20 protein-coding genes and 3 tRNA genes are annotated in these 24712 nt (G+C 72.0%); 14 read left to right on the top strand and 9 right to left on the bottom strand.

Annotated elements, in window-relative coordinates:
- Positions 1-123: 123 nt before the first annotated feature.
- Positions 124-963 (top strand): dihydropteroate synthase, encoded by an 840-nt coding sequence (gene folP, locus ACGFIS_RS23105; protein WP_392906923.1) that lies wholly within the window; start codon positions 124-126, stop codon positions 961-963.
- A gap of 8 nt (positions 964-971) precedes the next feature.
- Here the strand turns inward: folP and ACGFIS_RS23100 are convergent, their stop codons facing one another.
- Positions 972-1559: a CGNR zinc finger domain-containing protein gene (locus tag ACGFIS_RS23100; RefSeq protein ID WP_392906921.1), complete on the bottom strand. Its 588-nt coding sequence runs from the start codon at positions 1557-1559 to the stop codon at positions 972-974.
- 217 nt (positions 1560-1776) lie between these two features.
- Positions 1777-2349: a hypothetical protein gene (locus tag ACGFIS_RS23095; RefSeq protein ID WP_392906920.1), complete on the bottom strand. Its 573-nt coding sequence runs from the start codon at positions 2347-2349 to the stop codon at positions 1777-1779.
- A gap of 298 nt (positions 2350-2647) precedes the next feature.
- Between ACGFIS_RS23095 and ACGFIS_RS23090 the strand changes: the two genes are divergently transcribed.
- From ACGFIS_RS23090 to ACGFIS_RS23080, 3 genes are all read left to right on the top strand, one after another.
- Positions 2648-2719: transfer RNA gene (locus tag ACGFIS_RS23090), tRNA-Trp, on the top strand.
- 15 nt (positions 2720-2734) lie between these two features.
- Positions 2735-2805, top strand: a tRNA-Ala gene (locus ACGFIS_RS23085).
- Positions 2806-2859: 54 nt separating this feature from the next.
- Positions 2860-2947: transfer RNA gene (locus tag ACGFIS_RS23080), tRNA-Ser, on the top strand.
- An 18-nt stretch (positions 2948-2965) separates the two neighbouring features.
- Here ACGFIS_RS23080 and ACGFIS_RS23075 read toward each other — a convergent pair.
- A complete protein-coding gene (locus ACGFIS_RS23075) occupies positions 2966-4303 on the bottom strand; it encodes a pyridoxal phosphate-dependent aminotransferase (protein ID WP_392906918.1) in 1338 nt (445 codons plus the stop codon).
- Between the two features lie 184 nt (positions 4304-4487).
- Here ACGFIS_RS23075 and ACGFIS_RS23070 point away from each other — a divergent pair, with 184 nt between their 5' ends.
- The 5 genes from ACGFIS_RS23070 (at position 4488) to ACGFIS_RS23050 (ending at position 10475) form a co-directional block, all read left to right on the top strand.
- Entirely contained in the window at positions 4488-5414 is a 927-nt protein-coding gene (locus tag ACGFIS_RS23070) for a LysR family transcriptional regulator (protein ID WP_392906917.1), read from the top strand.
- Positions 5415-5644: 230 nt separating this feature from the next.
- Positions 5645-6409, top strand: coding sequence for a VC0807 family protein (locus tag ACGFIS_RS23065; protein ID WP_392906916.1), 765 nt, complete (start codon positions 5645-5647; stop codon positions 6407-6409).
- 120 nt (positions 6410-6529) lie between these two features.
- Complete coding sequence (locus ACGFIS_RS23060; RefSeq protein ID WP_392906915.1) at positions 6530-7699, top strand: Ig-like domain-containing protein; 1170 nt, start codon at positions 6530-6532, stop codon at positions 7697-7699.
- Positions 7700-7907: 208 nt separating this feature from the next.
- Positions 7908-9089: an Ig-like domain-containing protein gene (locus ACGFIS_RS23055; RefSeq protein ID WP_392906914.1), complete on the top strand. Its 1182-nt coding sequence runs from the start codon at positions 7908-7910 to the stop codon at positions 9087-9089.
- Positions 9090-9152: 63 nt separating this feature from the next.
- Positions 9153-10475, top strand: coding sequence for a glycosyltransferase family 4 protein (locus ACGFIS_RS23050; protein ID WP_392906913.1), 1323 nt, complete (start codon positions 9153-9155; stop codon positions 10473-10475).
- Between the two features lie 36 nt (positions 10476-10511).
- Here ACGFIS_RS23050 and ACGFIS_RS23045 read toward each other — a convergent pair whose 3' ends face one another.
- The 3 genes from ACGFIS_RS23045 to xylB all read right to left on the bottom strand — a co-directional run bounded on the left by ACGFIS_RS23045 (position 10512) and on the right by xylB (position 13684).
- Positions 10512-11021, bottom strand: coding sequence for a DUF664 domain-containing protein (locus ACGFIS_RS23045; RefSeq protein ID WP_392906911.1), 510 nt, complete (start codon positions 11019-11021; stop codon positions 10512-10514).
- An 84-nt stretch (positions 11022-11105) separates the two neighbouring features.
- Complete coding sequence (xylA, locus tag ACGFIS_RS23040) at positions 11106-12266, bottom strand: xylose isomerase (RefSeq protein WP_392906910.1); 1161 nt, start codon at positions 12264-12266, stop codon at positions 11106-11108.
- An 11-nt stretch (positions 12267-12277) separates the two neighbouring features.
- Positions 12278-13684: a xylulokinase gene (gene xylB / locus ACGFIS_RS23035; RefSeq protein ID WP_392906908.1), complete on the bottom strand. Its 1407-nt coding sequence runs from the start codon at positions 13682-13684 to the stop codon at positions 12278-12280.
- Positions 13685-13790: 106 nt separating this feature from the next.
- Between xylB and ACGFIS_RS23030 the strand changes: the two genes are divergently transcribed.
- A complete protein-coding gene (locus tag ACGFIS_RS23030) occupies positions 13791-14996 on the top strand; it encodes an ROK family protein (RefSeq protein WP_392906907.1) in 1206 nt (401 codons plus the stop codon).
- Between the two features lie 37 nt (positions 14997-15033).
- On the opposite strand, the gene ACGFIS_RS23025 is transcribed toward ACGFIS_RS23030, so the two are convergent.
- Genes ACGFIS_RS23025 through ACGFIS_RS23015 form a run of 3 tightly spaced genes read right to left on the bottom strand, consistent with a single transcriptional unit; the run spans position 15034 to position 19939 of the window.
- Positions 15034-16596, bottom strand: coding sequence for a glycoside hydrolase family 43 protein (locus tag ACGFIS_RS23025; protein WP_392906906.1), 1563 nt, complete (start codon positions 16594-16596; stop codon positions 15034-15036).
- Positions 16593-18914 (bottom strand): beta-glucosidase, encoded by a 2322-nt coding sequence (locus tag ACGFIS_RS23020; RefSeq protein ID WP_392906905.1) that lies wholly within the window; start codon positions 18912-18914, stop codon positions 16593-16595. The genes ACGFIS_RS23025 and ACGFIS_RS23020 overlap by 4 nt, the downstream gene beginning before the upstream one ends.
- Entirely contained in the window at positions 18911-19939 is a 1029-nt protein-coding gene (locus ACGFIS_RS23015; RefSeq protein WP_392906961.1) for a LacI family DNA-binding transcriptional regulator, read from the bottom strand. Before ACGFIS_RS23015 ends, ACGFIS_RS23020 begins: the two co-directional genes overlap by 4 nt.
- A gap of 331 nt (positions 19940-20270) precedes the next feature.
- Between ACGFIS_RS23015 and ACGFIS_RS23010 the strand changes: the two genes are divergently transcribed.
- From ACGFIS_RS23010 to ACGFIS_RS22995, 4 genes are all read left to right on the top strand, one after another.
- The gene (locus tag ACGFIS_RS23010; RefSeq protein ID WP_392972424.1) at positions 20271-21512 is read left to right on the top strand and encodes an extracellular solute-binding protein; all 1242 of its coding nucleotides are present in this window, start codon (positions 20271-20273) and stop codon (positions 21510-21512) included.
- Positions 21509-22498 carry a carbohydrate ABC transporter permease gene (locus ACGFIS_RS23005; protein ID WP_392972422.1) on the top strand — a complete coding sequence of 330 codons (990 nt, stop codon included), beginning with the start codon at positions 21509-21511 and terminating at the stop codon, positions 22496-22498. The genes ACGFIS_RS23010 and ACGFIS_RS23005 overlap by 4 nt, the downstream gene beginning before the upstream one ends.
- A complete protein-coding gene (locus ACGFIS_RS23000; protein ID WP_392906899.1) occupies positions 22498-23328 on the top strand; it encodes a carbohydrate ABC transporter permease in 831 nt (276 codons plus the stop codon). The genes ACGFIS_RS23005 and ACGFIS_RS23000 overlap by 1 nt, the downstream gene beginning before the upstream one ends.
- 232 nt (positions 23329-23560) lie before the next feature.
- Positions 23561-24673 (top strand): lytic polysaccharide monooxygenase, encoded by a 1113-nt coding sequence (locus ACGFIS_RS22995; RefSeq protein ID WP_392906898.1) that lies wholly within the window; start codon positions 23561-23563, stop codon positions 24671-24673.
- Positions 24674-24712 lie beyond the last annotated feature (39 nt).

Here is a 24712-nt window from a genome sequence, read left to right as displayed (position 1 = left end):
GCAACGAGCGTGAAATATGAGATTACCGACCGCGCCACGTCGATGACGAGGGAGGGCACCGTTTGGACCGAATTCACTTCTGGTTCGCCCGCCGGGCCGCCGATGTGCCACGGTGAGGGGATCATGAGCTCTGCGCTGGTGCCGCCGCTGCGGCTGAACGGCCGCGAGATCGGCCCGCACGCGATCATGGCCGTGGTGAACCGCACACCCGACTCGTTCTTCGACCGGGGCGCCACCTACGGCTTCGACGCCGCCCTCGCCGCCGCGGGCCGGGCCGTCGCCGCCGGCGCCGACATCGTCGACATCGGCGGCGTGAAGGCCGGTCCCGGCGAGGACGTCGGCGTCGACGAGGAGCTGCGCCGGGTCGTCGACCTGGTCGCCGCCGTCCGGGACCGCCATCCCGGTGTGGTGATCAGCGTCGACACCTGGCGCGCCGAGGTCGGCGAGGCGGTCGCGCGGGCGGGCGCCGATCTGCTCAACGACACCTGGGGCGGCCCCGACCCCCGGCTCGCCGAGGTCGCCGCCGCGCACGGCATCGGCCTGGTCTGCTCGCACGCGGGCGCCCTCGGCCCCCGCACCCGCCCGCACCGGATCGGCTACGCCGACGTCGTCGGCGACGTGATCGCGCACATCACGGCCGAGGCCGAGCGCGCCGCCGCCCTCGGGGTACCGCGGGAGGCGATCCTCATCGACCCCGCCCACGACTTCGGCAAGAACACCCGGCACTCCCTGGAGATCACCCGACGGCTCGGCGAACTGACCGCCACCGGCTGGCCGGTACTGGTCGCGGTGTCCAACAAGGACTTCATCGGGGAGACCCTCGGCCGCCCGGTCGGCGCGCGCGGCGTCGGCACGACGGCCGTCCTCGCCGTCTCCGCGCTCCTCGGCGCCCGCGTCTTCCGCGTCCACGACGCCGCCGGCGCGCGCCGCGCCCTCGACGCGGTCACCGCCCTCCGCTCCTGAACGACCGCTCAGTGCGCGGCGGTCTCCTGCCGGGGCGAGTCGGCCCCGGCCTCCCGCTGGCGGGCCCGGTAGGCGGCCACGTGCATGCGGTTGCCGCAGGTGCGGCTGTCGCAGTAGCGGCGGCAGCGGTTGCGCGACAGGTCCACCAGGACCCGGGAGCAGTCCGGTGCCTCGCAGGTGCGCAGCCGGTCCAGCTCGCCGGACGCCACCACGTACGCCAGCGCCATGCCGCAGTCGGCGGCCAGGTGCTCGCCCAGCGGCGCGCCGGGCGCGAAGAAGTGCACGTGCCAGTCGTAGCCGTCGTGGTCGGTCAGGTGCGGGGTGGTGCCGACCTCGCCGACGATCTCGTTGATCTTCCGCACGGCGGACGGGACGCCGTCGGCGCGGAACACCGCGTGGAACCGCGCGCGCAGGTCCAGGACCCGCAGCAGGTCGGTGTCGGTGAGCTCGCCCACGTCGCTGAACGTGTTGCGCTCCACGAACGAGCGCAGGCCGGGCAGGCCGCCGAGCCGCTCGGCCCCGGACGCCGCCGCGCCGGTGTTGATCAGGTCGACGACGACGGCGAGCGCGTGCTCGGTGTCATGAGTGAAGATCACAATGACTCCAGTCTCGGGGACCGGGGCGGTCGTGTGCCCGGCAGCGCCGCCGGGGCCGGAACGCGGCCCGTGGGCCCCAACCATATGACGCGGATCGCGCACGTCCACGCGCACCCCGCCAGGATGCGCTGGCGCGTCGCGCGGCCTGATCCGGCCGGAACGTTCCATGTGCGGCGGGTCCCGCGGGCCCGGCCGCGGCGAGGGATCGCGGCGCCCGTCAGCGCTCGTAGCTGGGGTCGGCGACGACCGGGTAGTAGGCGTCGGTGTGCTGGACCCGCATCGTGACGACCGCGCCCTCCAGCGTGTAGTCGGCCTTCACCTGACGGAACATCGCGTCGCTCGCCCAGGGGTTGTAGAGCCGGCCCACGGTCGCGCCGTAGCGCAGATGGACGACGTCGTAGCCGCCGGACGGCATCGACTCCAGCGTGAGGCCGTCGGCGAGGGAGATGGTGAAACGGAACTCCGAGGGGGCGTCGGGGCCGTGGATCACCGTCAGCAGCCGCACGCCGGCCGCCGTCGTCTGCGCGACGATGTCGGTGTCGACGTCCACGCCCACGAAGACCCGCAGGCTGGGTCGCAGCACCTGCGCGACGGTGTCCGCCGCCGCGACGTCGATGCCGAGGTGGATCCGCTGCCCGTCCCTGGTCGGGACCCACACGCCGTCGCGGGCGCGCTGACCCCAGGCGACTTCCGGATTCTCCATCTCCTGGGGCTCGTTCTTGCCCCGCGCGACCAGAATCCTGGAGGCGGCGCTCATCGCCGCGGCAGCCCCGTCCCGTGCATGCCTCATGGCGGGCCCCCTCGCCTTCTTTCATCACTTGCGTGACTTCGTGCTCATCTTGGGTTTATCACGGGCAAGGCGGGCCGGATGCCGCTTGCCTTGCCGTTGGTCGATTCGTGACGTTCGCCCCGTGCGTCGTTGGACCTTACACCACGCTTATACGTGCCGGTCGGGCCGGACTGTGACCCTCCGCACGGCCGCCCGCGGCGCCGATGACGGTGCGCATCCGGCCCTTCACGCAGAAAACACTTTGTGTCGTGCCGGGAACGCCCGCATCATTGGACGCATCGAACGAGCGAAAGAACGATGGGGTGAGCCACCGGATAGGCGGCCGGTCTCCAAAACCGGCGGAAAGTGGGTTCGACTCCTACCGCCCCAGCTGAGCACGGATCACGGGCTTGTGGTGTAACGGCAGCACACTTCCCTTGCAAGGAAGCGATCAGGGTTCGACTCCCTGCTGGTCCACCGGCGTTTCACGCCGCGGGCCGTCCGGTCGCCCGGACGGCCCGCGATTCGCCCGGAGGGTTGGCCGAACGGTAAGGCAGCAGTTTCGAAAACTGACGTCGAGGTGACACTCGAAGGGGTTCGACTCCCTTACCCTCCGCCATTCCCGCCGACTTTCCCGTCAGGCCGGCACCGGCTCGCCCGCGGTGACCGTCTCGGAGAGGTCGGTGAGGACGTCGGTGAGGTGGTCCAGGGCGCCCGCGATCCACGGCAGCGCCGCCGGGGCGGGGGAGGCCAGGGCCGCGAGCCGCCGCTCGTCGTCGTCCCCGTACAGCAGGCTGGGCGCCACCCGCATCCGCAGGGCCGCCGGAGCGTCCCCGAACGAGCTGCCGGGCAGGACGCCGACCCCGTAACGCTCCAGCAGCAGATGTGTCAGGTCCGCGGCCGTCCGGATGCCGTGGTTCTCCCGCAGCGCCTCCCGGACCGGGCCGAAGTCGGGGTAGACGTAGAAGGCCGCCTCCGGCCGGGTGACCCGGGCGCCCGCGGCGGCGAACCGGTCGGCGACCGCGCAGGTGACCGCGGCGTGCAGCCGCCTGCTGCGGTCGATGTGCTCGACCAGCTCGGGCGGCTCGGCGAACGCGTACGCGGCGGCGTGCTGCATCGGGGCCGGGGCACTGGACCAGATCTCGCTCGCCACGCCCAGCAGGCTGTCGCGCAGCGCACGGCCGAACGGGCCGTCCGGCAGCCGCGCGACGCCGAGCCGCCAGCCGCCCGCGGCCAGGCTCTTGCTCAGCGCGGTCGTCACGACGGTCCGCTCCGGCGCGTGCCGGGCCGGGCTCGGCACCGCGCGGCCCGGCTCATGCACCAGGTCGCGGTAGATCTCGTCCGAGATGATCACAAGGTCGTGCTCGCGCGCCACCGCGCACAGCCGCCGCACGGTTTCGGCGGAGGCGATCGTCCCCGTCGGGTTGTCGGGCAGCGTCACCACCACGGCCCGCACGTCCCGGCCCCGCGCCCTGGCCCGCACGACGGCGTCGGCCAGCAGCGCCGGGCTCGGCACACCGCCCTCGCCGGGCGGGGTGGCGACGCGGATCGGCTCGGCGCCCACCAGCGACGTCTGCGCGGCGTAGGTCACCCAGCTCGGCGCCGGCACGACGACGTCGCCGCCGATCGCGGTGAGCAGGGCGTACAGCAGCGGCTTGCTGCCGGGGCCGGCGACGACCGTGGACGGGTCGGTGGGCAGCCCGCGCCGCGCCCAGTAGCCGGCGGCTGCGGCGCGCAGTGCGGCGGACCCGGCGACCGGGCCGTAGCCGCCACGGCCCGCGGCCGCGCCGAGCTCGCGGGTCAGGGCGGGATGTATCGGTATCCCGGCCTCTCCGAAGCCCAGGGGGAGGACGCGCCGGCCCTCCCTGCGCTTGCGCGCGATGGCCTCGTTCACCGCGAGCGTCGCCGACAGCGGGACCGGACGCGGGGTGAAGGGCAGTGGCCGGACGGGTGCGGGCTCTTTCTGGGCAGGCATCGATACTCCAATGGGCATGGCGAATTAGGCATCGCGAAACAGCCATCGCGAAACAGGCACAGCGAAATAGCGGTGGGTGACTGCAGAATCCCCCTGTGTGACCCGGCCGGGCTCGATTTCATACTTGCCCGCTCCTAGCATCATCACAAGCGAGTCTCATCGATGGTGACCGTAAGGTGGAGTGATGCTAGAGCTGCGCCGCCTCCGCCTTCTCGCCGAATTCGCCCGCCGCGGCAGCATCGCCGCGACCGCCGCCGCCCTCGGCTACACGCCGTCGGCGGTCTCCCAGCAGCTGTCCGCGCTGGAGCGGGAGGCCCGCGTCCCGCTGCTGGACCGGACCGCCCGCAGCGCGGAGCTGACCGATGCGGGGCGCCGCCTGGCCGAGCGCGCCGAGGAGATCCTCGGCCTGGTCGAGACCGCGGAGTCGGAGCTGTCGGCGCATTCGGAGACCCCCACGGGACGCGTCGTCGTCACCGCGTTCCCCACCGCCGCCGTCGCCTTCGCGCCCGCCCTGGCGCACAGCCTCGGCGAGCATCCCGGGCTGGCCTTCGTCCTGCGCCAGACCCGGCGCGGCGACGGCATCCGGCAGGTGCAGAACGGCGAGGTGGACATCGCGCTCATCGACGACTGGACGGGCAAGGTCCCCGACCAGTCGCCGGCCGCGCTGGAGTTCTTCCATCTGCGCCGGGACCCGCTGGTCCTCGTCGTGCCGGCCACCCATCCCATGTCGGACCCGGCCCTGCCCGTGGACCTGCAGCGGCTGCGGGAGGAGCCGTGGATGGCCGCGCCGCCCGGGGAACTGTCCCGGCAGGCCGTCGAGCGGCTCCTGGACACCGTCGGCGGGGCCCGTCCCGTCCCGTGGGAGTTCGAGGGCCTGCACACGATCCTCAGCCTGGTGGCGCGGGGGATCGGCATCACCGCCGTGCCCGCGCTGGCCCTCGCGGCCGGCGACCAGGACGTGGCGGTGCGGCGCATCCCGGAGTGCACGCTGGCCCGCGAGGTCTACGCCGTCACCAGGACCGCGAGCGTGCGCAGGCCGTCGGTGGCGGTGACGCTCCGGGCCATCTACGCCGCGGCTCGCGACGCTCAGCCCGCCCCGCCGGAGAGCTGAGCGAAGGGGCCGCTAAAGTCGGAATCAGGGCCGGGGTCACACGGGTTCGACTCTGGCCGTTTCCGGACGCCACCCGCACCGAACGGGACGCGCAGCCGAACTAAGGAGCGGACGGCCGCGTAGCCCGGGTGATCTCAAAACGGACATACGGGTGCGGATCATCACGTACGGTGGGGCGAATCGTGAGCACATCCGAGTTCATGCACACCGATCGGGGAGCACACCGCTCGATGGATCGACCGGCGACCATGCCCGCACCGCCCCTCGGGGCGGCGGAACCTCCCGCACCCGCGGCGGACGCCCCCGCGGGGCTCACGCGTGCGGCCGAGCCCGAGGACGCGCACGGCGGCGGGAGCGCCGTCTTCGAACTGCCGCGGGTGCCGGCGCTGCTGATGCACGCGCTCCCGCGGTTCGTCGAGGGCGTCATCGCCCCCGTCGTTGTGTTCTACGTCGCACTCGTGCTCCTGGGGCTGACCGGGGCGCTCGTGGCCGCCGTCGTCTGGGTGTACGGCGGCATCGTCTACCGGTACGTGCGCGGGCACCCGGTGTCGGGGATGCTGCTGCTGGCCGCGGTCGGCGTGACCGTCCGCGCGGGACTGGCGGCCGCGACGGGCAGCGCGGTCGTGTACTTCCTGCAGCCGACGCTCGGGACGCTCTGCGTGAGCATGGCCTTTCTCGCCTCGGTGCCGCTGGGGAAGCCGCTGGCCATGAAGCTGGCCAGGGACATGGCGCCGATCCCCGACGCGTTCTACAAGCACGCCAGGGTCCACCGGTTCTTCCTGCGCATCTCGCTGCTCTGGTCGGCGGTCCTGCTCGCGAACGTGGGCGTCAGCCTCTGGATGCTGTTCAGCCAGTCGATCAGCATGTACCTGTGGATCCGCACCGGCATCGTCGCCGGGCTGGGCGCGATCGGCATCGCCGTGTCCGTGTGGGGCTTCAAGCGCGTCGTGCGCCACGTGAACCGCGAGCCCGCCGAGGGCGTGCAAGCCGCCTGAGCGGCCTCATCCGGCCTGAGCAGTGATCACCCGGCCGATGGGCCGAACTTCCGGCCCGTCTGCGGCGTCTCCATTCTCAGATAGTCCGACACGGGGCGATATTTCGAGTTTGGGGGAGTTGTGGCGACTAGGGGCCGTTTCAGGCTGGTGCTGACCGGTACCGCGAGCGCGGTCGCGATGCTCGCGACCGCCTGCACGGTCGGCGGCGGGGGCAAGCTGGCCGCGGGGAACTCGGGCGAGCCCGTGACGATCACCCCGGTCAACGGGACCGCACAGGTCAAGCCGGACGGAAAGATCCAGGTGAAGGCCTCGGACGGCGAGCTGCAGAAGGTCACCGTCCAGGGCGAGGGCGCCACCATCACCGGGACGTTCGGCGACGACCGCAAGACGTGGCACTCCACCCGGACGATGACGCCCGGAACGTCCTACACCGTCACCGCGCAGACCCGCGACGACGGCAAGACCCGCACCGTGACCAGCTCGTTCAGCACGCTGAAGGCCGCCCAGACGCTCTCGATCGCCGATGTGACCCCGAACGTCGAGGGGGAGAAGGTCGGCGTCGGCATGCCGATCATCGTCCGGTTCGACCGGCCCGTCACCGACAAGGCCGCCGTCGAGCGGGCCCTGCGGGTCAAGCCGGCCAAGCCGGTCGAGGGCGCGTGGCGGTGGGTCGCCCCCGACCAGGTCATCTACCGGACGAAGACGCACTGGCAGCCGCACCAGAAGGTCGCCTTCCACGCGGCGCTGGCCGGGGTCGACGCGGGCGGCGGCGTCTACGGGGCGAAGGACGCGCAGGCGACCCTGAACATCGGCGCCGCGCAGATCACCACCGGCGACATCGGCAAGCACGAGATGACCGTCACGCGGGACGGCGAGAAGCTGCGGACCATCCCGTTCAGCGCGGGCAACGGGCAGACGCGGGAGTACACCACGACGAGCGGCGTCCACCTGCTGATGGGCAAGGGCAACCCCGTCACGATGACGGCCCCCGGCCGCAAGCCGGGCGACCCCGGGTACTACAAGACGGTCGTCGACCACGCGGTCCGCTTCTCCAACAGCGGCGAGTTCGTGCACTCGGCGCCCTGGTCGGTCGGATCGCAGGGCTCGGCGAACGTCAGCCACGGCTGCATCAACGTCAGCCCCGCCAACGCGCGCTGGTTCTACGACATCATGCAGCGCGGCGACGTCATCAAGCTGACCGGCACCGACCGCCAGATCGAGTGGGACAACGGCTGGGGCTACTGGCAGATGTCCTTCGACAAGTGGCGGCAGGGCAGCGCGCTGGGCTGACCTTTCACCGCCGCGCCCCCGGTACGGGCCGGGCGGCGCGCCGTTCTGCAACGCTTTGATCTCGGACACCTGCAAAAACCCTGTGACGTGGCATGATCGACGACTTTTGTCGCTAATGTCTCTCTGGTAGTTCGGCGGGGTACTGGAGGTTGAGGTGCAGCGGAGGTTTTCCGCAGGAGTTCGGGCGGGCACGGCACTGGCGGGGGTCGTGTTGCTCCTTACCACGGCCTGCAGCGGGGGAGAGAAGGACAACGGCGTCACCGTCGGTGAGAAGGCCGACGCGAACGCACCGCAGGTGACGATCGACCCCGCAAACGGGAACGCCAAGGCGAAGCCCGAGGACGGTGTCACGGTCACCGCCGCGGGCGGGACGCTCGCCAAGGTCACCGTCACGCTCAAGGGCAAGCAGGTCGACGGGAAGATGGCCGCCGACAAGACCACCTGGAAGTCGCGCACGCTGCGTCCCGGCTCCAAGTACCAGGTCACGGCGGTCGCCACGAGCCCGGAGGGCAAGTCGACCACGGTCAACGCCGCGTTCGCCACGCAGAAGGCGCCACTGGAACTGAAGATCGCCGACGTCACGCCGCAGAAGAACGAGAAGGTCGGCGTCGGCATGCCGATCCGGGTGGTCTTCAACCGCGGGGTGGCCGACAAGGAGGCCGTGGAGAAGGCCCTGGAGGTCAAGTCCACCAAGCCCGCCACCGGGGCGTGGCACTGGGCGAACGACACCACGGTGATCTTCCGTACCAAGAACGGCCAGTACTGGCAGCCCAACCAGAAGGTCCTGTTTCGGGCCAGGCTGTCCGGTGTGAAGTCGGGCAAGAAGACCTACGGCGTCTCCGACTACGCGCGCCCGTTCCGCATCGGCGACTCGCACATCCTCACGGTCAGCACCAAGAGCAAGAAGGCCGTCGCCAAGGAGAACGGCAAGAAGGTCCGTAGCTGGCCGATCAGCGCCGGCAAGGGCGGGCGCGTGGTCAACGGCGTCGACACCTACCTCACCGCCAGCGGCATCCACCTGACCATGGGCAAGGAGAATCCGGCGGTCATGACGTCGGAGTGGATGGGCGTCGATCCGAAGGACAAGAAGAACGGCGGCTACAAGGAGGTCATCCCGTGGGCGGTGCGGATCTCCGCCACCGGCGAGTACGTCCACGAGATGGCCGCGACCGTGTGGGCGCAGGGCGAGCAGAACGTCAGCCACGGCTGCATCAACTCGCCGCCCAAGGACGCCCGCTGGTTCTACAAATGGTCCTACCGCGGCGACCCGGTGATCATCACCGGCAGCAAGCGCGGCCTTGACCCGTTCAACGGCTGGAGCTACTACGAGATGTCCTGGAAGCGCTGGGTCAAGGGCAGTGCGCTCGAGCGCTCCGTGACGACCGGCTGATGTTAACCGGGCTCTCCGCCGGGAAAGAGCAGGCCACGACGGCCGGCTTCGATGGGGGGCCCGGTGAACGAGCCAGTGCGCAAGCTGAGACTGCGGCGCCGCGTCCGGCGCAGGGCACACCGTGTTCTGCGCCGGGCGGCGCTCTGGACGTTGCGTCCGCTGCGATGGAGGCGCGTACCGCCGCCGGGTGAGCGCCTGCGCGTCCGCGTTCTCCTCCAGAACGCGCACGGGACGGGCGGCACGATCCGCACCGTGCTGAACCTGTGCGGGCACCTGACCCGCGACCACGACATCGAGATCGTCAGCGCCCTGAAGGGGAACCCGAAGCCGTTCTTCCCGCTTCCCGCCGGCGCCGCGATCACCTACGCCGACGACCGCTTCGCCGCCAAGGGCAGGGCGGCGCGCCTCCTGGCGCGGTTTCCGAGCCTGCTGATCCCGGCGGAGGAGTCGTCCTTCCGCTTCATGAGCCTCTGGACGGACGTGTGCCTTCTGCGCGCCCTGCACCGCACGCCGTCCGACGTGCTCATCGCGACCCGGCCGTCCCTCATCCTGCTCGCCGCCGAGCTCACGCCGCGCGGTACCGCGACGATCGGGCAGGACCACATGAGCCTGGAGTCCTACCGGCCGCCCCTCCGGCGGCTGGTCGTGCGCGCCTACCGCCGGCTCACCGTGCTCAGCGTCCTCACCGGGCCGGCCCGCGCCGGTTACGAGACGGCCCTCGCCGGATCCGGCGTCCGCATCGTCCGGATCCCCAACGCCTCGCCGCCGCTGCCGGGACGGCCGTCCCGGCGCGAGCACAAGGTCGTGCTTGCCGCCGGCCGCCTCGTCGCCAACAAGGGCTTCGACCTGCTGATCCGCGCCTACGCGCCGATCGCCGCCGAGCATCCCGACTGGACGCTGCGCATCTTCGGCTCCGGGCTGCGCCGGGACCGGCTCGGCGCCCTGATCACCGAGCTGGGCCTGACCGGGCGGGTGGAGCTGAGCGGTTTCACCCGCGACCTGCACGGCGAGATGGCGCGCGCGTCGATCTACGCCCTGTCGTCCCGGCGCGAGGGCATGCCGATGGTCATCATCGAGGCCATGGGCATGGGACTGCCGGTCGTGTCGTTCGACTGCCCGTTCGGCCCCCCGGAGCTGATCACGCACGGAAGCGACGGCCTGCTCGTCCCCACCGGAGACGTGGACGCGCTCACCGCCGCGCTGCGCGAGCTGATCGCGGACCCCGCGCTCCGCGACCGGCTCGGCGAGCGGGCCCGGCGGTCCGCGCGGGCCTACGACCTGGAGCACATCGGCGCGCGGTGGTCGCGCCTCATCTCCGGGCTTCGGCCGTCCGTGCCGCGCGACATCACCCGCAGGCCGGAGAAGCCGCGGAAGATCCCCGCCTGAGCGGCTGCGGCGCGGGCCGGTGGCGTCGGGTGCGGCTCAGCCGCGCAGGAGGAGACCGCGGACGAAGGCCGCCTGGCCTGCGTGCTGCAGGTCATCGGAGATCACGCTGACCAGCCGCACCGCCAGCGTGACCGGCGGGTCCCAGGCGCTGTCCACGACCCGGCCAAGATCGTCGTCGGTCAGCGAACCCACGTACTCGGCGGTCCGGTCGTGCACGGCGTCGTGATAGCCGGTCAGCAGGTCCGCCGAGTCGACCTGGACCGCCGCGACCTCGTCCCCGGTGTGGCCGTAGCCGGTATCGGACGGGTCCAGCGGGAGCCCGAACCGGCCGGCCCAGCCGTCCCGCGTCCACACCTGCGCGGTGCCGGCGGCGTCGGCGATGTGATCGTCCTGGACGCGGGTGAGGTGCCAGACGAGCCAGCCGATCGAGTTGGCCCCGTCTCCGGCGCGGTAGGCGAGCTGCCGTGGGGTGAGCCCGCCGGCCGCGTCGTGGACCGCCTCCCGGATCCGGCCGAACGCGTCGGTGAGCAGTTGCGCGCTGGTCATTGCCCCGACGCTACCCCAACGGGCACCCGACGTGCGGAAGCCCGCCCCCGGGAGGAGAGGGCGGGCTTCCGCGGGGACGGGCGTCTAGGAGCGGACGCCGTAGAGGTGTTCGAGGGCGAGCTGGTCGAGGTGCTCGAACGCGGTGCGGCGGGTCGCGAGGGCCTCGATGTCGGGGGAGGCGTCGCGGACGGAGCGCCAGTCCTCCCCGTCGGCGAGGGTGGGCTGTGCCAGCTCCTCCAGCTTGGCCTCGCGCAGGGCGCTCTGGACGTCCGGATCGGCGCGGAAGGCGCGGGCCTTCTCCCGCAGGATCAGCCAGTTGCGCATGCACGCCGCCGCCGACTCCCACACGCCCTCGTCGTCCTCGGTGCGCGGCGGCTTGAAGTCGAAGTGGACCGGGCCGTCGTAGTCGCTCTGCTCGATCAGGTCGACCACCCAGAACGCGCCGCGCGCGTTGCCGGCGCCGAACCGCAGGTCCTGGTCGTAGCGGGGGCCGTGCTGCCCGTTCAGGTCGATGTGGAACAGCTTGCCCTGCCAGAGCGCCTGCGCCAGCCCGTGCGCGTAGTTCAGCCCCGCCATCTCCTCGTGCCCGACCTCGGGGTTCAGGCCGACGTTGTCGGAGTGCTCCAGGGTCTGGATGAACGCCAGGGCGTGGCCGATCGTGGGCAGCAGGATGTCGCCGCGCGGCTCGTTCGGCTTCGGCTCGATCGCGAACCGCAGGTCGTAGCCCTGGTCGGCGACGTAGGCGCCGAGGACGTCGAACGCCTCCTTGTAGCGGTCCAGCGCCGCCCGCACGTCCTTGGACGCCCCGGACTCGGCGCCCTCGCGGCCGCCCCAGCACACGTAGACGCGGGCGCCGAGCTCGGCGGCCAGGTCCAGGTTGTCCATGACCTTGCGGAGTGCGAACCGGCGCACGTCGCGGTCGTTGGCGGTGAACGCCCCGTCCTTGAAGATCGGGTGGCCGAACAGGTTCGTGGTGGCGGTGGTGACGACCAGGCCGGTCTCGTCCAGCGCCTTGCGGAACGCGTCGATCCTCCCCTGCCGCTCGGCCGGCGTGGCGTCGAAGTCGAACACGTCGTTGTCGTGGAAGTTCACGCCGTAGGCGCCGAGCTCGGCCAGCTTGCGGACGGCGCGGTCGGCGGGCATCGGCGGCCGGGTGCCGGGGCCGAACACGTCGACGCCCTGCCAGCCGACCGTCCAGATGCCGAACGAGAACCGGTCCTCGGGTACGGGTGTGTAGTCGCTCATGGGAGACCTCCTCAGATCTGCGGGGCGGAGTCGCGCAGCGCGGCGTAGCGTCCGCGGATGTCCTGCCCGGTGTGCTCGCCGGTGTGCCCGGTCGCCGGCGGCGCCGGCCATTCGGTCGCCGGCGGCGCCGGCCATTCGGGTGGCTCGGGCGTCCCGGCGAGGGCCCACGCGGCCTGCCGGGCGGCGCCGAGCGCGACGTACTCGGCGGGCTCGGGGACGGTCACGGGCGTCCCGAAGATCGCCGGGGCGAGGGCCCGGACGGCCTCGGAGCGGGCGCCGCCGCCGATCAGGAGGGTGCGGCGGGGCCGGATGCCCTGTGCGGCGAGATGGTCGACGGCGTCGGCGAGGGAGCACAGCAGCGCCTCCACCGCCGCCCGCGCCACGTTCTCCCGCGTCGCGTTGGACGTGGTGAGCCCCGCCAGGACGCCGGTCGCGTCCGGCCGGTCGGGGGTGCGCTCGCCGTCGAGGTAGGGGAGCAGCGTCACCCCGCCGGCGCCCGGTCCGGCCGCGAGGGCGAGCGCGGACAGCTCGTCCAGCGCGGCCCCGGTCATGGCCGCGGCGGCCGACAGGATCCGGGCGGCGTTGAGCGTGGCGACGAGGGGCAGGAACCGGCCGGTGGCGTCGGCGAACCCCGCGACCAGGCCGGACGGGTCGGCGGCGGGCTCGTCCGCGACCGCGAAGGCCGTGCCGGACGTGCCGATCGACACCACGACGTCGCCGGGCCGCAGCCCGAGGCCGAGCGCGGCGCCCATGTTGTCGCCGGTGCCGGGGCCGAGCGCCGCGCCCCATGCCGTCTCGCCGGCGCGCTCGCCGGGGGCGGCGACGCGCGGCGTCTCGGCGTCGTGGCCGAGCGCGGCGCGCAGCAGGTCGGGCAGGTAGGCGCCGGTGGCGGGGGACCAGTAGCCGGTGCCGGACGCGTCGCCGCGGTCGGTGACCGGCTCGGGCGCGCCGAGCCGCAGCGTCAGCCAGTCGTGCGGGAGCATCACCCGCTCGGTGCGCCGCGCGTGGCCCGGCTCGTGCTCGGCCATCCAGCGCAGCTTGGTCACGGTGAACGAGGCGGGCGGCACGCTGCCGGTCCGGTCCGCCCACGCCTTCGCGCCGCCGAACTCCTCGACGAGGGCGCGGGCCTGCGGCGCCGAGCGCGTGTCGTTCCACAGCAGCGCGGGCCGGACGACCTCGCCCGCGCCGTCGAGGGCGACCATGCCGTGCTGCTGCGCGGCGACGGCGACCGCGTCGGCCCGTTCGAGCAGGTCCCGCACCCGCGTCAGCGCGTTCCACCAGTGGTCCGGATGGCATTCGGTCCCGTCGGGGTGCGGGGCCGACGCCTCGGCGACCACGGTGCCGTCCGCGGCGCGGCACAGGACGACCTTCGTCGACTGCGTCGAGGAGTCGACGCCCGCGACCAGGCTCTCGGCCATCCGTCCCACTCCTTCATGCGAAGTCGTTTCGTAAAGAGCGTGGACTAATTAACGTAGCAGAGGGGTACCGTCCTGCCTATACACGTGTTTGATTTAGGGTTCATTCATGACGAAGTCCGCGAACGCCCCCGTCCGGCACGCGACGATGCGCGAGCGGAACCTCGCCGTCGTGCTGGAGCACATCGCGCGGCACCAGCCCGTCACCAGGGCGCGCCTCGCCGAACTGACGGGCTTCACCAAGACGACCGTCTCGAACCTCGTCGCCCTCCTGGAGAGCGCGGGCCTGGTCCGTGGCGGCGCGCCCGTCCACGAGGGGGAGCGCGGGCGTCCGGGTGTCGGGGTGTCCGTCCACGGCGACGGCGCCGCCGGGCTCGGCCTGGAGGTCAACGTCGACTACCTCGCCTCCTGCGTGATCGACCTCGGCAAGCAGGTCCGCTACCGGCACGTGCTCAGCTCCGACAACCGCGGACGCGAACCAGGCGCCGTCCTCGCCGCCCTCTCGGCCCTCGCCGCGGAGGCCGTCTCCGCCGCCGCCGGGCAGGGGCTCACCGTCGCCGGCGCGGCCGTCGCCCTCCCCGGCCTGCTCGACCGCGAGAACGGCGTCGTGCGCCACGCCCCCAACCTCGGCTGGACCGACGTCCCCGTCACCGGCGCGCCCGGCCTCGACGCCGCCCTGCCCGCCGAGTACGACAACGAGGCCAACCTCGCCGCTCTCGGCGAACTGTGGTTCGGCGGCGGGAACCGGTTCGGCGACTTCGTGCACGTCTCCGGCGAGATCGGGATCGGCGCCGGCATCGTCGTGGACCGCCGGGTGTTCCGCGGGGCCCACGGCTTCGCCGGCGAACTCGGGCACCTGGTGGCGGAGCCCGGCGGTCCGCCGTGCTCCTGCGGCGGCCGCGGATGCCTGGAGCAGATCGCCGGTCAGGAGGCGATCCTGCGCGCGGCCGGGCTTCCCGTGACGCGGCCCGCGGCCGGGCCCGGGGGCCCGGTGAGCACGCTCATCGACCGGCTGAACTCCGGCGACGAGACGGCCCTGCACGCGGTGGACCGGGCCGGCCGCGCGCTCGGCGGTGCGCTCGCGTCCGTCGTCAACCTGATCGACCCGGACACCGTCGTGCTCGGCGGGGTCTTCTCCCCGCTGGCCGAATGGGTCCGTCCCCCGCTCCAGGAGGTCCTGGCCGACGGCCCCGGCTCGCTCCGCCGGGGCGTGCCGCCGGTGGAGATCTCCGGCCTCGCCGAGGGCGCCGCCGTCCTCGGCGCCGCCGGCCTCGTCATCGAACGCGTCATCGCCGACCCGGCCCTGCTCCTGTGAACGACCCCATGATCGTTCACAGGAGGCGCGCCGCGGATCAACGGGGGAGCGGGTGGTACTCGAACCAGGCGAAGTCGGCGTGGTTGATGCCGGCCCGTCCGTTCGCGGTGGCGTAGAGGCCGATGTAGGCGCCGGTGAAGCCGCCCGCGACCTGGCTGCTGAGGATGTCGCCGTCCACGGGATCGCCGAGCGGCGTCCAGCCGCCCGCCTCCACGGTGTTCCCCGGCTCCAGTGCGTAGGACGCCTGGTACCAGCGGCCGTGGGCCTCGAAACCGAGCCGGACCCGCCCGGGAGCGGCCGGCGCCTTGGCCAGCACGGTTTCGATCCCCTGCTCACGCTTGATCAGCCGCAGCCCCTGGCTCGTCGAGACGAGCAACACGTGGAAGTCGTTGTTCTGGACCAGTGCGAGGCCCGCCCACTCCTCGTTCGCCGGGACGAAGTCGAGCGAGGTGAAGGCGGCGAAGTCCGGGTGCTGCTGGCGCCGCCCGACGAACGAGGGGTTGGCGACGTCGGCGAGGCTCTCCGGCCGCACGCGCAGCCGCAGATGCCCCGGACGCTCGTCCAGGCTCCACCAGCGTTCCCGCGGAGGCCGCAGCATGTTCCAGACCGGGGCCAGCTCCGGCCCGTCGAACTGGTCGCACATCGGGGCGGCGGGCCAGGGATGCGGAGGCAGCGCCGGAACCGGATGGTCCGGCTCGACCCGGCCGCCGGTGACCGGCCATCCGTCTTCCCAGGTGACGGGCGTCAGGAACGTCTCCCGGCCGAGGACGCACCGGTCGTCGCGATGCGGGCGCATCCCGAGCAGCACCATCCACCACTCGCCGCCGGGCGTCTCCACCAGGTCGGCGTGGCCGGTCCCGACGATGGCCTGGCCCGTCCCGAGGTTGCGGTGGGTCAGTACCGGGTTGCGCGGGTTCCCCTCGTACGGGCCGGTGACGGTGTCGGCCCGCGCGACCATGACGGCGTGCTCCAGCGCGGTGCCGCCCTCGGCCGTGAGCAGGTAGTACCGTCCGCCGATCTTGTAGAGGTGGGAGCCCTCCGACCAGATCGAGCCCTTCAGCGCCCCGTCCCAGAGCACGTGCTCATCGCCCGTCAGCGCCAGGGCGGACGGGTCGAACTCGCGCAGCCAGATCTCCGTGTGCCCCTCGTACCGCCCGGTCAGGCGGGTGCCGGTGCACCAGGCGCGGCCGTCGTCGTCGAAGAACAGGGACGGGTCGATGCCCTCGCCGTCCAGCCGGTGCGCGTCCGACCACGGCCCGGCGGGGTCGGACGCGGTCATCACGAAGTGCCCCGACCACTCCTTGCCGTCCACCAGCGTGCAGACCAGGTAGAAGCGGCCCTCCTGTCCGGGGGGCGCGTGGTAGCGCAGCGTCGGCGCGTACAGGCCCCCGGATGCGGGGACGCCGTCCAGCGGGAGCTGCTCCGGCCGGTCCAGCGCGTGCCCGGCGTGCCGCCAGTGCACCAGGTCGCGGCTGTGGAACACCGGCAGGCCGGGGAACCACTCGAACGTCGACGTCACGAGGTAGAAGTCATCGCCCACCCGGCAGATCGACGGGTCGGGATGGCAACCCGGCAGGATCGGATTGCGGAATCGCGTCATGGCAGCGTGACCTCCACGGGGACGGTCAGCACGCGATCCGGGCCGAGGGTGCGCACGGGCCCGTCCAGGACGAACGACCCCCGCAGCGGCAGATCGGCGCTCGACCGCCCGACGGCGACCTCGATCGCGCCCGGCTCGACGATGCGTCGCAGGTCGGGGCCGGTGAACGAGGTGCGGTCGGCGTGAACGTCGAACACGATCCGCGCCGCGTCGCCCGGCTCCAGCCTGACCCGGGCCCAGCCGGCGAGCCAGCGGACCGGCCGGACCACCGACGCCACGGGGTCCGACAGGTACAGCTGCACGACCTCCGTCCCGGCGTGGTCCCCGGTGTTGCGGACGACGGCGCTGACCTCGACCGACCCGTCCGTGGCCGCCCGCTCGTCCACGTGCAGGGCGTCGTACTCGAACGTCGTCCAGGTCAGGCCGTATCCGAACGGGTACCGGGGGACCGGGTCGACCACGCTCCAGTCGTGCCCGCCGTCCATCTTCGACCGCAGGTAGGTGACGGGCGGGCCGGACGCGCGGCGCGGCACGCTGATCGGCATCCGCCCGGACGGCTCGACCCGCCCCGACAGGATCCCGGCGACCGCCCGGCCGCCCTCCTCGCCCGGGAAGAACGCCTGCACGACGGCCGCGGCGCGGTCGCCGATGCCCTCCAGCGCGTAGGGGCGGCCGGTGAGCATGACGATGACCGTGGGCGTGCCGGTGTCGATCACCGCGGTGGCCAGCTCGGCCTGGCGGCCGGGCAGCGCGAGCGTCTCGACGTCGCAGCCCTCCCCGGAGGTGCCGCGGCCGAAGATCCCGGCCCGGTCGCCGAGCGCCAGCACGCACAGCTCGGCGTCGCGGGCCGCCGCCACGGCCGCCTGGATGTCGGCGTCGTCGGTCACGAGAACGTCCTTGGAGCCCGCCACCCGCACGTCGGGCAGTTCGCCCTGGAGCGCCTCCGCCAGCGTCGGGAACTCCACCCCGAGGGGCAGTTCCGGATGCTGCCTGCCGACATGGCTCGGGAACGTGTAGCAGCCCATCATCGCGAACGGGTCGTCGGCGAGGGGGCCCGCCAGCACGACCCCGGCGCCGGAACGCAGCGGCAGCGTCCCGTCGTTGGCCAGCAGCACGACCGACTCCTCGGCGAGCCGCCGTGCCAGCGCCCGGTGCTCGGGCGGGTCGAAGTCCAGCTCCGCGCCGTCACCGTCGCCCGGTACGCCGTCCAGCAGGCCGAGTTCGGCCTTGAGGGTCAGGACACGGGCGGCGGCCCGGTCCAGGAGCTCTTCGGAGACGGCGCCCCGGCGGATCTCCTCGATCAGGGGAGTGCCGTAGCAGCGCACGGTCGGGAGCTCCATGTCGATGCCGGCGCGCAGGGCGAGCGCGGCGGCCTCGCCCCGGGAGGCGGCCACGCGGTGGCGGGTCTCCAGGAACGAGACGCCGAAGTAGTCGGCGACGACGATGCCCGTCAGACCCAGCTCGTCGCGCAGCAGCCCGGTCAGCAGCCGCTCGTCGGAGGCGGCCGGCATCCCGTCGACGTCGGTGTAGGAGTGCATGACCGAGCGGGCGCCGCCGTCGCGCAGCGCCATCACGAAGGGTTCGACGATGACGTCGGCGAACTCGCGCGGCCCGATCGGCGTGGGGGCCATGTTCCGGCCGGCGCGGGAGGCGGAGTAGCCGGCGAAGTGCTTGAGCGTCGAGACGACCCCGGATCGTTCCAAGCCCCGGACGTATGCGGTGCCGAGAACGCTGACGAGATACGGGTCCTCCCCGATGCACTCCTCCGTCCTGCCCCAGCGCGCGTCGCGGACGACGTCCAGGACGGGCGCGAGGCCCTGGTGGACGCCGGCCGCCCGCATGTTCTCCCCGATCGCGGAGGCCATCTCGCCGACGAGATCGGTGTCGAACGTCGCGCCCCAGGCGGGCGGGCTGGGGAAGACGGTGGCGCCCCACGTCATGAAGCCGTTGAGGCATTCCTCATGCGCGATCGCCGGGATGCCGAAACGGTTTCCGGCGGCGACGCGCCGCTGCAGATCGCGGAGCCGCGCGGCGCCCTCCGCGGCCGGGACGGGAGCGGTCCCGAACACGCGGGTGAGCTGGCCGAGGCCCCGGTCGAGGATCTCGTCCAGGGAGGGGGCGGTCTCGTTCGAGTCGTCTTCCATGGGAGCCACGGGCTCGCCGGGCTCGGCGGGCAGCGCCCAGTATCCGGCGAGCTGGCCCGCCTTCTCCTCCGGCGTCATCCGGGCCAGCAGGTCGGCGACCCGCTCGGCGACCGTCAGCCCGCGGTCCCGCCAGGGCTCACGGGTCGCACTCGCGGCCGGGACGGCTTCGGTCATCGCTCCTCCGATGGTGGTGGTGCGGTGGAGGCGCGGACACGCAGATCGGTGGCCAGCTCCACGCGGGGGGTCAGGGGCGGCCGTCCGTCGAGCAGCTGGAGCAGGGTCCGGGCGGCGACCCGTCCCATCTCCTCCAGCGGCTGCCGGACGGTCGTCAGCGGTGGCGACAGCCACTCGCAGGTCGGCAGGTCGTCGAAACCGACGACGCTCAGGTCCTCGGGAATGCGCAGGCCGGCGAGCCGGGCAGCCTGGTAGGCGCCCATCGCCTGCTCGTCGCTGCCGGCGAAGATCGCCGTCGGCGGATCCGGGAGCTCCAGCAGCTCGCGCGTCCGGGCGAAGCCGCCCTGGTGGTGGAAGTCGCCGTACCGGACGAGGTCCTTGTCGACCTCGACCCCGGCGCGCTCCAGGGCCGTCCGGTAGCCGTCCACCCGGGCCTGGGTGCACAGCATGTCCGCCGGGCCGCCGATCATTCCGATGCGGCGATGGCCGAGCCCGAGCAGATGCTCGGTGGCGGACATCCCGCCGGCCCAGTTGGTGGCGCCGACGCTGGCGATGTCGTTGTCCGGCAGGTTCACCGGATCGACCAGGACGAGCCCCACGCCGGCCCGGGCCAGCTGGTCGCGCTGCCGGCGCGTCATCCGGGACGTCACCAGGATCACCCCGTCGCTGTGGTGCAGCGCGGGCAGGTTCTGCCAGCTCGGCGGGCGGGCGTCGTCCTCGCGGACCAGCGAGACGACGACGCCGGTGCCGTGCTCGGCGCATTCGGCCTCCACGCCGCGCAGGATCTCCACCGCCCACGGGCTGTCGAGCCCGGCCAGGACGAGGTCGATCAGGCCGGACCGGCGGGCGCGCCGCGCCCCGCCGGGTCCGGGGTAGTTGTGGGTGCGCAGCAGCGCCTCCACCCGCTCACGGGTCGCGGCGGCGACGTCGGTCCGGCCGTTGAGGACCTTGGACACCGTGGCGGGGGACACCCCCGCCTCGGACGCGATGAGCGCCAGGGTCGGCCGGGACGGCGGATCCGGCATCTCGTCGGTGGTGCGCACGGGCACGCTTCTCTCCTCCCCGAGGAAACGATTGCGAACAGTATCGCAATGTTTCGGCCACTCCTAGCCCCCGACGCCGGTAACTCTTCCGCACTTAATTGCGGTCAACCATCGCTCAGGTCTTGACCGCCGGGGGTCTCGTTCTTAGAGTTCCACGGCAACGGAGCCCGAAGACTTTCGAAATGTTTCGAGCGGAACGGATCTCGTTCCCCCCAGCCAGGCCAACGCCCACCACCCCCGGATCCAGGAGACCACCATGGGCATCCCTCACCGATCGCGACGTTCGTTCCTGACCGCAGTCTCTGCGGGAGCCGTGCTGGTCACGGCCGCGCCCATGCTCACCGCCTGCGGCGGGGACGACTCCGGATCGGGCGGCAAGGTCACGATCGAATGGATGAACATCGCGACCACCGAGCCGTCGCAGAGCCTCTTCCCGAAGATCGCCAAGGCCTATGAGGCGCAGCACCCGAACGTCGACATCAAGGCCACCAGCCTGGAGAACGACGCCTACAAGTCGAAGATGACGGCGCTCGTCGCCTCCGGCGACCTGCCCGACATCTACGTGACCTGGGGCGGCGGCGTCCTCAAGCAGCAGATCGACGCCGGCCTGGTCAAGGACATCACCTCCGACGGCGCCAAGGTGCTCGGGACGATGACCGACGTGTCGAAGAAGGCGTACACCTTCGACGGCAAGACCTACGCCGTCCCGTACGACATGGGCATGGTGGGCTTCTGGTACAACAAGAAGCTCTTCAAGGACGCCGGGGTCAGCGGGCCCCCGAAGACCTGGACCGAGTTCATGGACGCCGTCCAGAAGCTCCAGGGGGCCGACATCACCCCCATCGCGCTCGCCGGCAAGGACAAGTGGCCCGGCCACTACTACTGGGCCTACCTCGCGATGCGCATCGGCGGCATGCAGGCGATGCAGCAGGCCGCCCAGTCCAACGACTTCGGCGGCACCGCGTTCATCCAGGCCGGTGAGAAGCTGAAGCAGCTCGCGGACCTCAAGCCCTTCCAGGAGGGCTACCAGAACGCCGGCTACGACACGCCCGGCGGCCACTCCGCCTCCATGGGCGCCGGCAAGACCGCCATGTCGCTGATGGGCCAGTGGGCGCCCGCCGTCATGAAGGACGCCTCCGGCAAGGACCTCGGCGAGGACCTGGGCTGGTTCCCCTTCCCGACCGTCGAGGGCGGCCCGGGCGCCGTGACCGACGTGTTCGGCGGCGGCAACGGGCACGCGGTGAGCAAGGACGCGCCCCCCGAGGCCGTCGACTTCCTGACGTTCCTCATGAACGAGCAGAACGAGCGCGAGTTCGTGACCTCGGGCGCGTTCATGCCGGTCGTCAAGGGCGCCGAGAGCGCGCTGACCGACGAGAACCGCAAGATGGTCGCCGAGGCGCTGAAGGGCTCCACCGGGTTCCAGCTCTACCTGGACCAGGCGTTCCCGCCCGCCGTCGGCGCGGAGGTCAATGACAGCGTCGCCCTGCTCATCGCGGGCAAGAAGTCGGCCCAGGAGGTCGCGCAGACGGTCACCAAGGTGGCCAAGGACCAATGACGCTTTCCGCCACGACCGATGATCGGCCGCGGCACGCCGAACGGGCCCCGCGCAAGCGGGGCCCCAAGGCGTCGGCGGGGAAGCGGCTGCGCGGCTGGCTGTCGAGCACCTGGTTCCTGACGCCCGCACTGCTGCTGTTCGCCTGCTTCGTCCTGATCCCGATCCTGGTCGCCTTCTTCACCAGCTTCTTCAAGTGGGGCGGCTTCGGCTTCCCCGACGAGTTCATCGGCCTGGACAACTACCGGAAGCTGGCCGGCGACGAGGTCTTCCGCGGCGACCTGTGGCGCGCTCTCGTGCTGGTCGTGATGTCGCTGGTCGTCCAGCTGCCGCTCGCCCTCGGCACCGCCGTCCTGCTCAACCAGAAGATGCGCGGCAGGGCGGTCTACCGAGCGGTCTTCTTCGCGCCCTACATCCTGGCCGAGGTGATCGCCGGTGTGCTGTTCGGCATCATCTTCCTGCCGGGAAGCGGCCTCGCCGACGCCCTCGTCGAGGACCTGCCGCTGCTCGGCGGACTCGCCGGCAAGTGGTTCTCCGACCCCGACACCGCACTGCCCACCCTGATCGCCGTCATGACGTGGAAGTACTTCGGCTTCCACATGATGATCTACCTCGCCGGGCTGCAGGGGATCCCGAAGGAGATCCTGGAGGCCGCGTCGATCGACGGGGCGGGGGCGTGGCGGCGGTTCCGCAGCGTCACACTGCCGCTGCTGGCGCCGACCCTGCGGATCAGCGTGTTCCTGTCCGTCATCGGCTCGATCCAGCTCTTCGACCTCGTGTGGGTCACCACGACTGGCGGGCCGACTCATGCAACGGAGACGATGGCCGTCACCATGTACGAGTTCGGCTTCAAGCGATACCAGATGGGCTACGCCAGCGCGATCAGCGTGGCCATGTTCCTCATCAGCATGGTCTTCTCACTGATGTACCAGCGCTTCGCGCTCCGCCGCGACCTGCAGGGCTCGGTCACCTCCGCGGGAGGCCGCTGATGAGCCGCCAGGCGATCGCGAAGAGCATGTCGCGGCACACGCTGGTCTGGGTCCTCGGCTCGTTCATCGTCGTCCCGCTGCTGTACGCGGTGCTGTCGGGCCTCAAGACCACCGGCGCCCTCTCGTCCGACCCCTTCGGGCTGCCGGACGAGTGGCAGTTCTCGAACTACACCGGCATCCTGTCGTCCGGCGGCTTCTGGCGGCAGATCGCCAACAGCGTGATGATCGCGGTCGGCACCACGCTGATCGCGGTCGCGGTGTCGGCGATGGCGGCGTTCGCGTTCGCCCGCTACGCCTTCCGGGGACGCGAGATCTTCTTCACGGCGTTCGCGGCGGGCCTGATGTTCCCGCCGGCGGTGGCGGTGCTCCCGCTGTTCGTCCTGCTGCGCTCGCTCGGCCTGCTGGACAATCCGCTCGGCGTGATCCTGCCCCAGGCCGCGTTCGCGCTGCCGATCACGATCATCATCCTGCGCTCCTTCTTCCGGACGATCCCGGCGGAGCTGGAGGAGGCGGCGATCATGGACGGCTGCACCCGGTTCGGCTTCTTCTGGCGCATCCTGCTGCCGATGGCGCGACCCGCCATCGGCACCGTGTCGGTCCTCGCCATCGTGACGAGCTGGAACAACTTCTTCCTGCCGCTGCTGGTGCTGGCCGACGAGAAGTGGCACACGATCCCCGTCGGAATCCAGCAGTACCAGGGGCAGTACTCGACGGACTACGCCCTCGTCCTGGCCTACATCGTGCTGGCGATGATCCCCGCCCTCCTCTTCTACGCGGTGGCCGAACGCCAGCTGATCGGAGGTCTCACGGCCGGCGCGACCAAGGGCTGAGCCACCGGGCCCCGGCGCCGGGGTGATCTCCCGGCCCACGGCCGGGGGACAACCAGGCCGCCGGGGTCCATCCGGGCCGGCGATTCGTCCTCGCCCCGGCCCGGCGGCCACCCGCAGGGCACCCTCGGTGAAAGGGCGAGGTGAAAGGGTGAAAGGGCCGTTCACGGGCCTGACCGGCCGGAGTTAGCGTCCGGTTGGGACAGATGTCTCCCGACCCCGTGAACGGAGGACGATGACCACCCCGAGTCGAACCACCCGAAGACGCGCCCCCCGGAAACGCGCGACCCGGAAACGCAAGGCCCTGGTCGCGGGCGCCGTGCTCGGCCCCGCGATGCTGGCCGGTTCCCTGCTGACGGCCGCGCCGGCCGCGGCGCACGGCGCGATGATGGTGCCCGGCAGCCGCACCTACCTGTGCTGGAAGGACGGACTGACCCCGAACGGGCAGATCATCCCGAACAACCCGGCCTGCGCGGCCGCGGTCGCGCAGAGCGGCACGAGCTCGCTCTACAACTGGTTCGCGGTGCTGCGCTCGGACGGCGCCGGCCGCACCAGCGGCTTCATCCCGGACGGTGAGCTGTGCAGCGGCGGCGCGGTCGTCTACGACTTCGGCGGCTACGACCTGCCCCGCGACGACTGGCCGGTCACGCACCTCACGTCCGGCGCGAACCTGCAATTCAGGTACAACAAGTGGGCGGCCCACCCGGGAACGTTCCGCACCTACATCACCAAGGACTCGTGGAGCCCGACGAGCCCGCTGTCCTGGGACGACCTGGAGGCGGAGCCGTTCTACAGCGCCACCGACCCGCCGAGCGTCGGGTCGCCCGGCAACGAGGACGCCTACTACCACTGGGACGCCCGGCTCCCGTCCGGCAAGAGCGGCCGCCACATCATCTACACCGTGTGGGAACGCTCTGACAGCCTCGAGACCTTCTACGGCTGCTCCGACGTCGTCTTCGACGGCGGCAACGGCGAGGTCACCGGGATCGGCGACGGGGACGGGGAGCCGACCGACCCGCCCACCGATCCCCCCGGCGACCCGGGCATGGTCTGCACCGCCGCCTACCGCTCCGTCAACAGCTGGGACGGCGGCTACCAGGGCGAGATCACCGTCACCAACACCGGCACGCTCCCGATCAACGGCTGGACGGCCCACCTCACCTTCGCCAACGGTGAGACGGTCGCGAGCCTCTGGAACGGCACCTACACCCAGTCCGGCCCCGACGTCACCGTCGGCAACGCCGCCTGGAACGGCGCGCTGGACGTGGGCGACACGGCCACGTTCGGGTTCACGGTGAACACGTCCGGAGCGGCGACCGACCTCGACCCGCACTGCATGACCTCATGACCCCGTGACTCATGACCCCGTGACCTCTGGACCCCCATG

It is taken from the genome of Spirillospora sp. NPDC048824, assembly GCF_043198455.1.
In the GTDB taxonomy this organism is placed as follows: domain Bacteria; phylum Actinomycetota; class Actinomycetes; order Streptosporangiales; family Streptosporangiaceae; genus Spirillospora.
The sequence above is the reverse complement of the archived record's forward strand: the minus strand, read 5'-3'. Positions and strand labels throughout refer to the sequence as shown.

Excerpts from the sequence above, each read along its gene's own strand:
- ACGFIS_RS23095 (WP_392906920.1), bottom strand. The coding sequence starts at position 2,349 with ATGAGGCATGCACGGGACGGGGCTGCCGCGGCGATGAGCGCCGCCTCC.
- ACGFIS_RS23025 (WP_392906906.1), bottom strand. The coding sequence starts at position 16,596 with ATGACGCGATTCCGCAATCCGATCCTGCCGGGTTGCCATCCCGACCCG.
- ACGFIS_RS23030 (WP_392906907.1), top strand. The coding sequence starts at position 13,791 with ATGACGAAGTCCGCGAACGCCCCCGTCCGGCACGCGACGATGCGCGAG.
- ACGFIS_RS23065 (WP_392906916.1), top strand. The coding sequence starts at position 5,645 with ATGGATCGACCGGCGACCATGCCCGCACCGCCCCTCGGGGCGGCGGAA.
- xylA (WP_392906910.1), bottom strand. The coding sequence starts at position 12,266 with ATGAGCGACTACACACCCGTACCCGAGGACCGGTTCTCGTTCGGCATC.
- ACGFIS_RS22995 (WP_392906898.1), top strand. The coding sequence starts at position 23,561 with ATGACCACCCCGAGTCGAACCACCCGAAGACGCGCCCCCCGGAAACGC.
- ACGFIS_RS23020 (WP_392906905.1), bottom strand. The coding sequence starts at position 18,914 with ATGACCGAAGCCGTCCCGGCCGCGAGTGCGACCCGTGAGCCCTGGCGG.
- ACGFIS_RS23000 (WP_392906899.1), top strand. The coding sequence starts at position 22,498 with ATGAGCCGCCAGGCGATCGCGAAGAGCATGTCGCGGCACACGCTGGTC.
- ACGFIS_RS23075 (WP_392906918.1), bottom strand. The coding sequence starts at position 4,303 with ATGCCTGCCCAGAAAGAGCCCGCACCCGTCCGGCCACTGCCCTTCACC.
- folP (WP_392906923.1), top strand. The coding sequence starts at position 124 with ATGAGCTCTGCGCTGGTGCCGCCGCTGCGGCTGAACGGCCGCGAGATC.
- ACGFIS_RS23070 (WP_392906917.1), top strand. The coding sequence starts at position 4,488 with ATGCTAGAGCTGCGCCGCCTCCGCCTTCTCGCCGAATTCGCCCGCCGC.
- ACGFIS_RS23015 (WP_392906961.1), bottom strand. The coding sequence starts at position 19,939 with ATGCCGGATCCGCCGTCCCGGCCGACCCTGGCGCTCATCGCGTCCGAG.
- ACGFIS_RS23045 (WP_392906911.1), bottom strand. The coding sequence starts at position 11,021 with ATGACCAGCGCGCAACTGCTCACCGACGCGTTCGGCCGGATCCGGGAG.
- ACGFIS_RS23005 (WP_392972422.1), top strand. The coding sequence starts at position 21,509 with ATGACGCTTTCCGCCACGACCGATGATCGGCCGCGGCACGCCGAACGG.
- xylB (WP_392906908.1), bottom strand. The coding sequence starts at position 13,684 with ATGGCCGAGAGCCTGGTCGCGGGCGTCGACTCCTCGACGCAGTCGACG.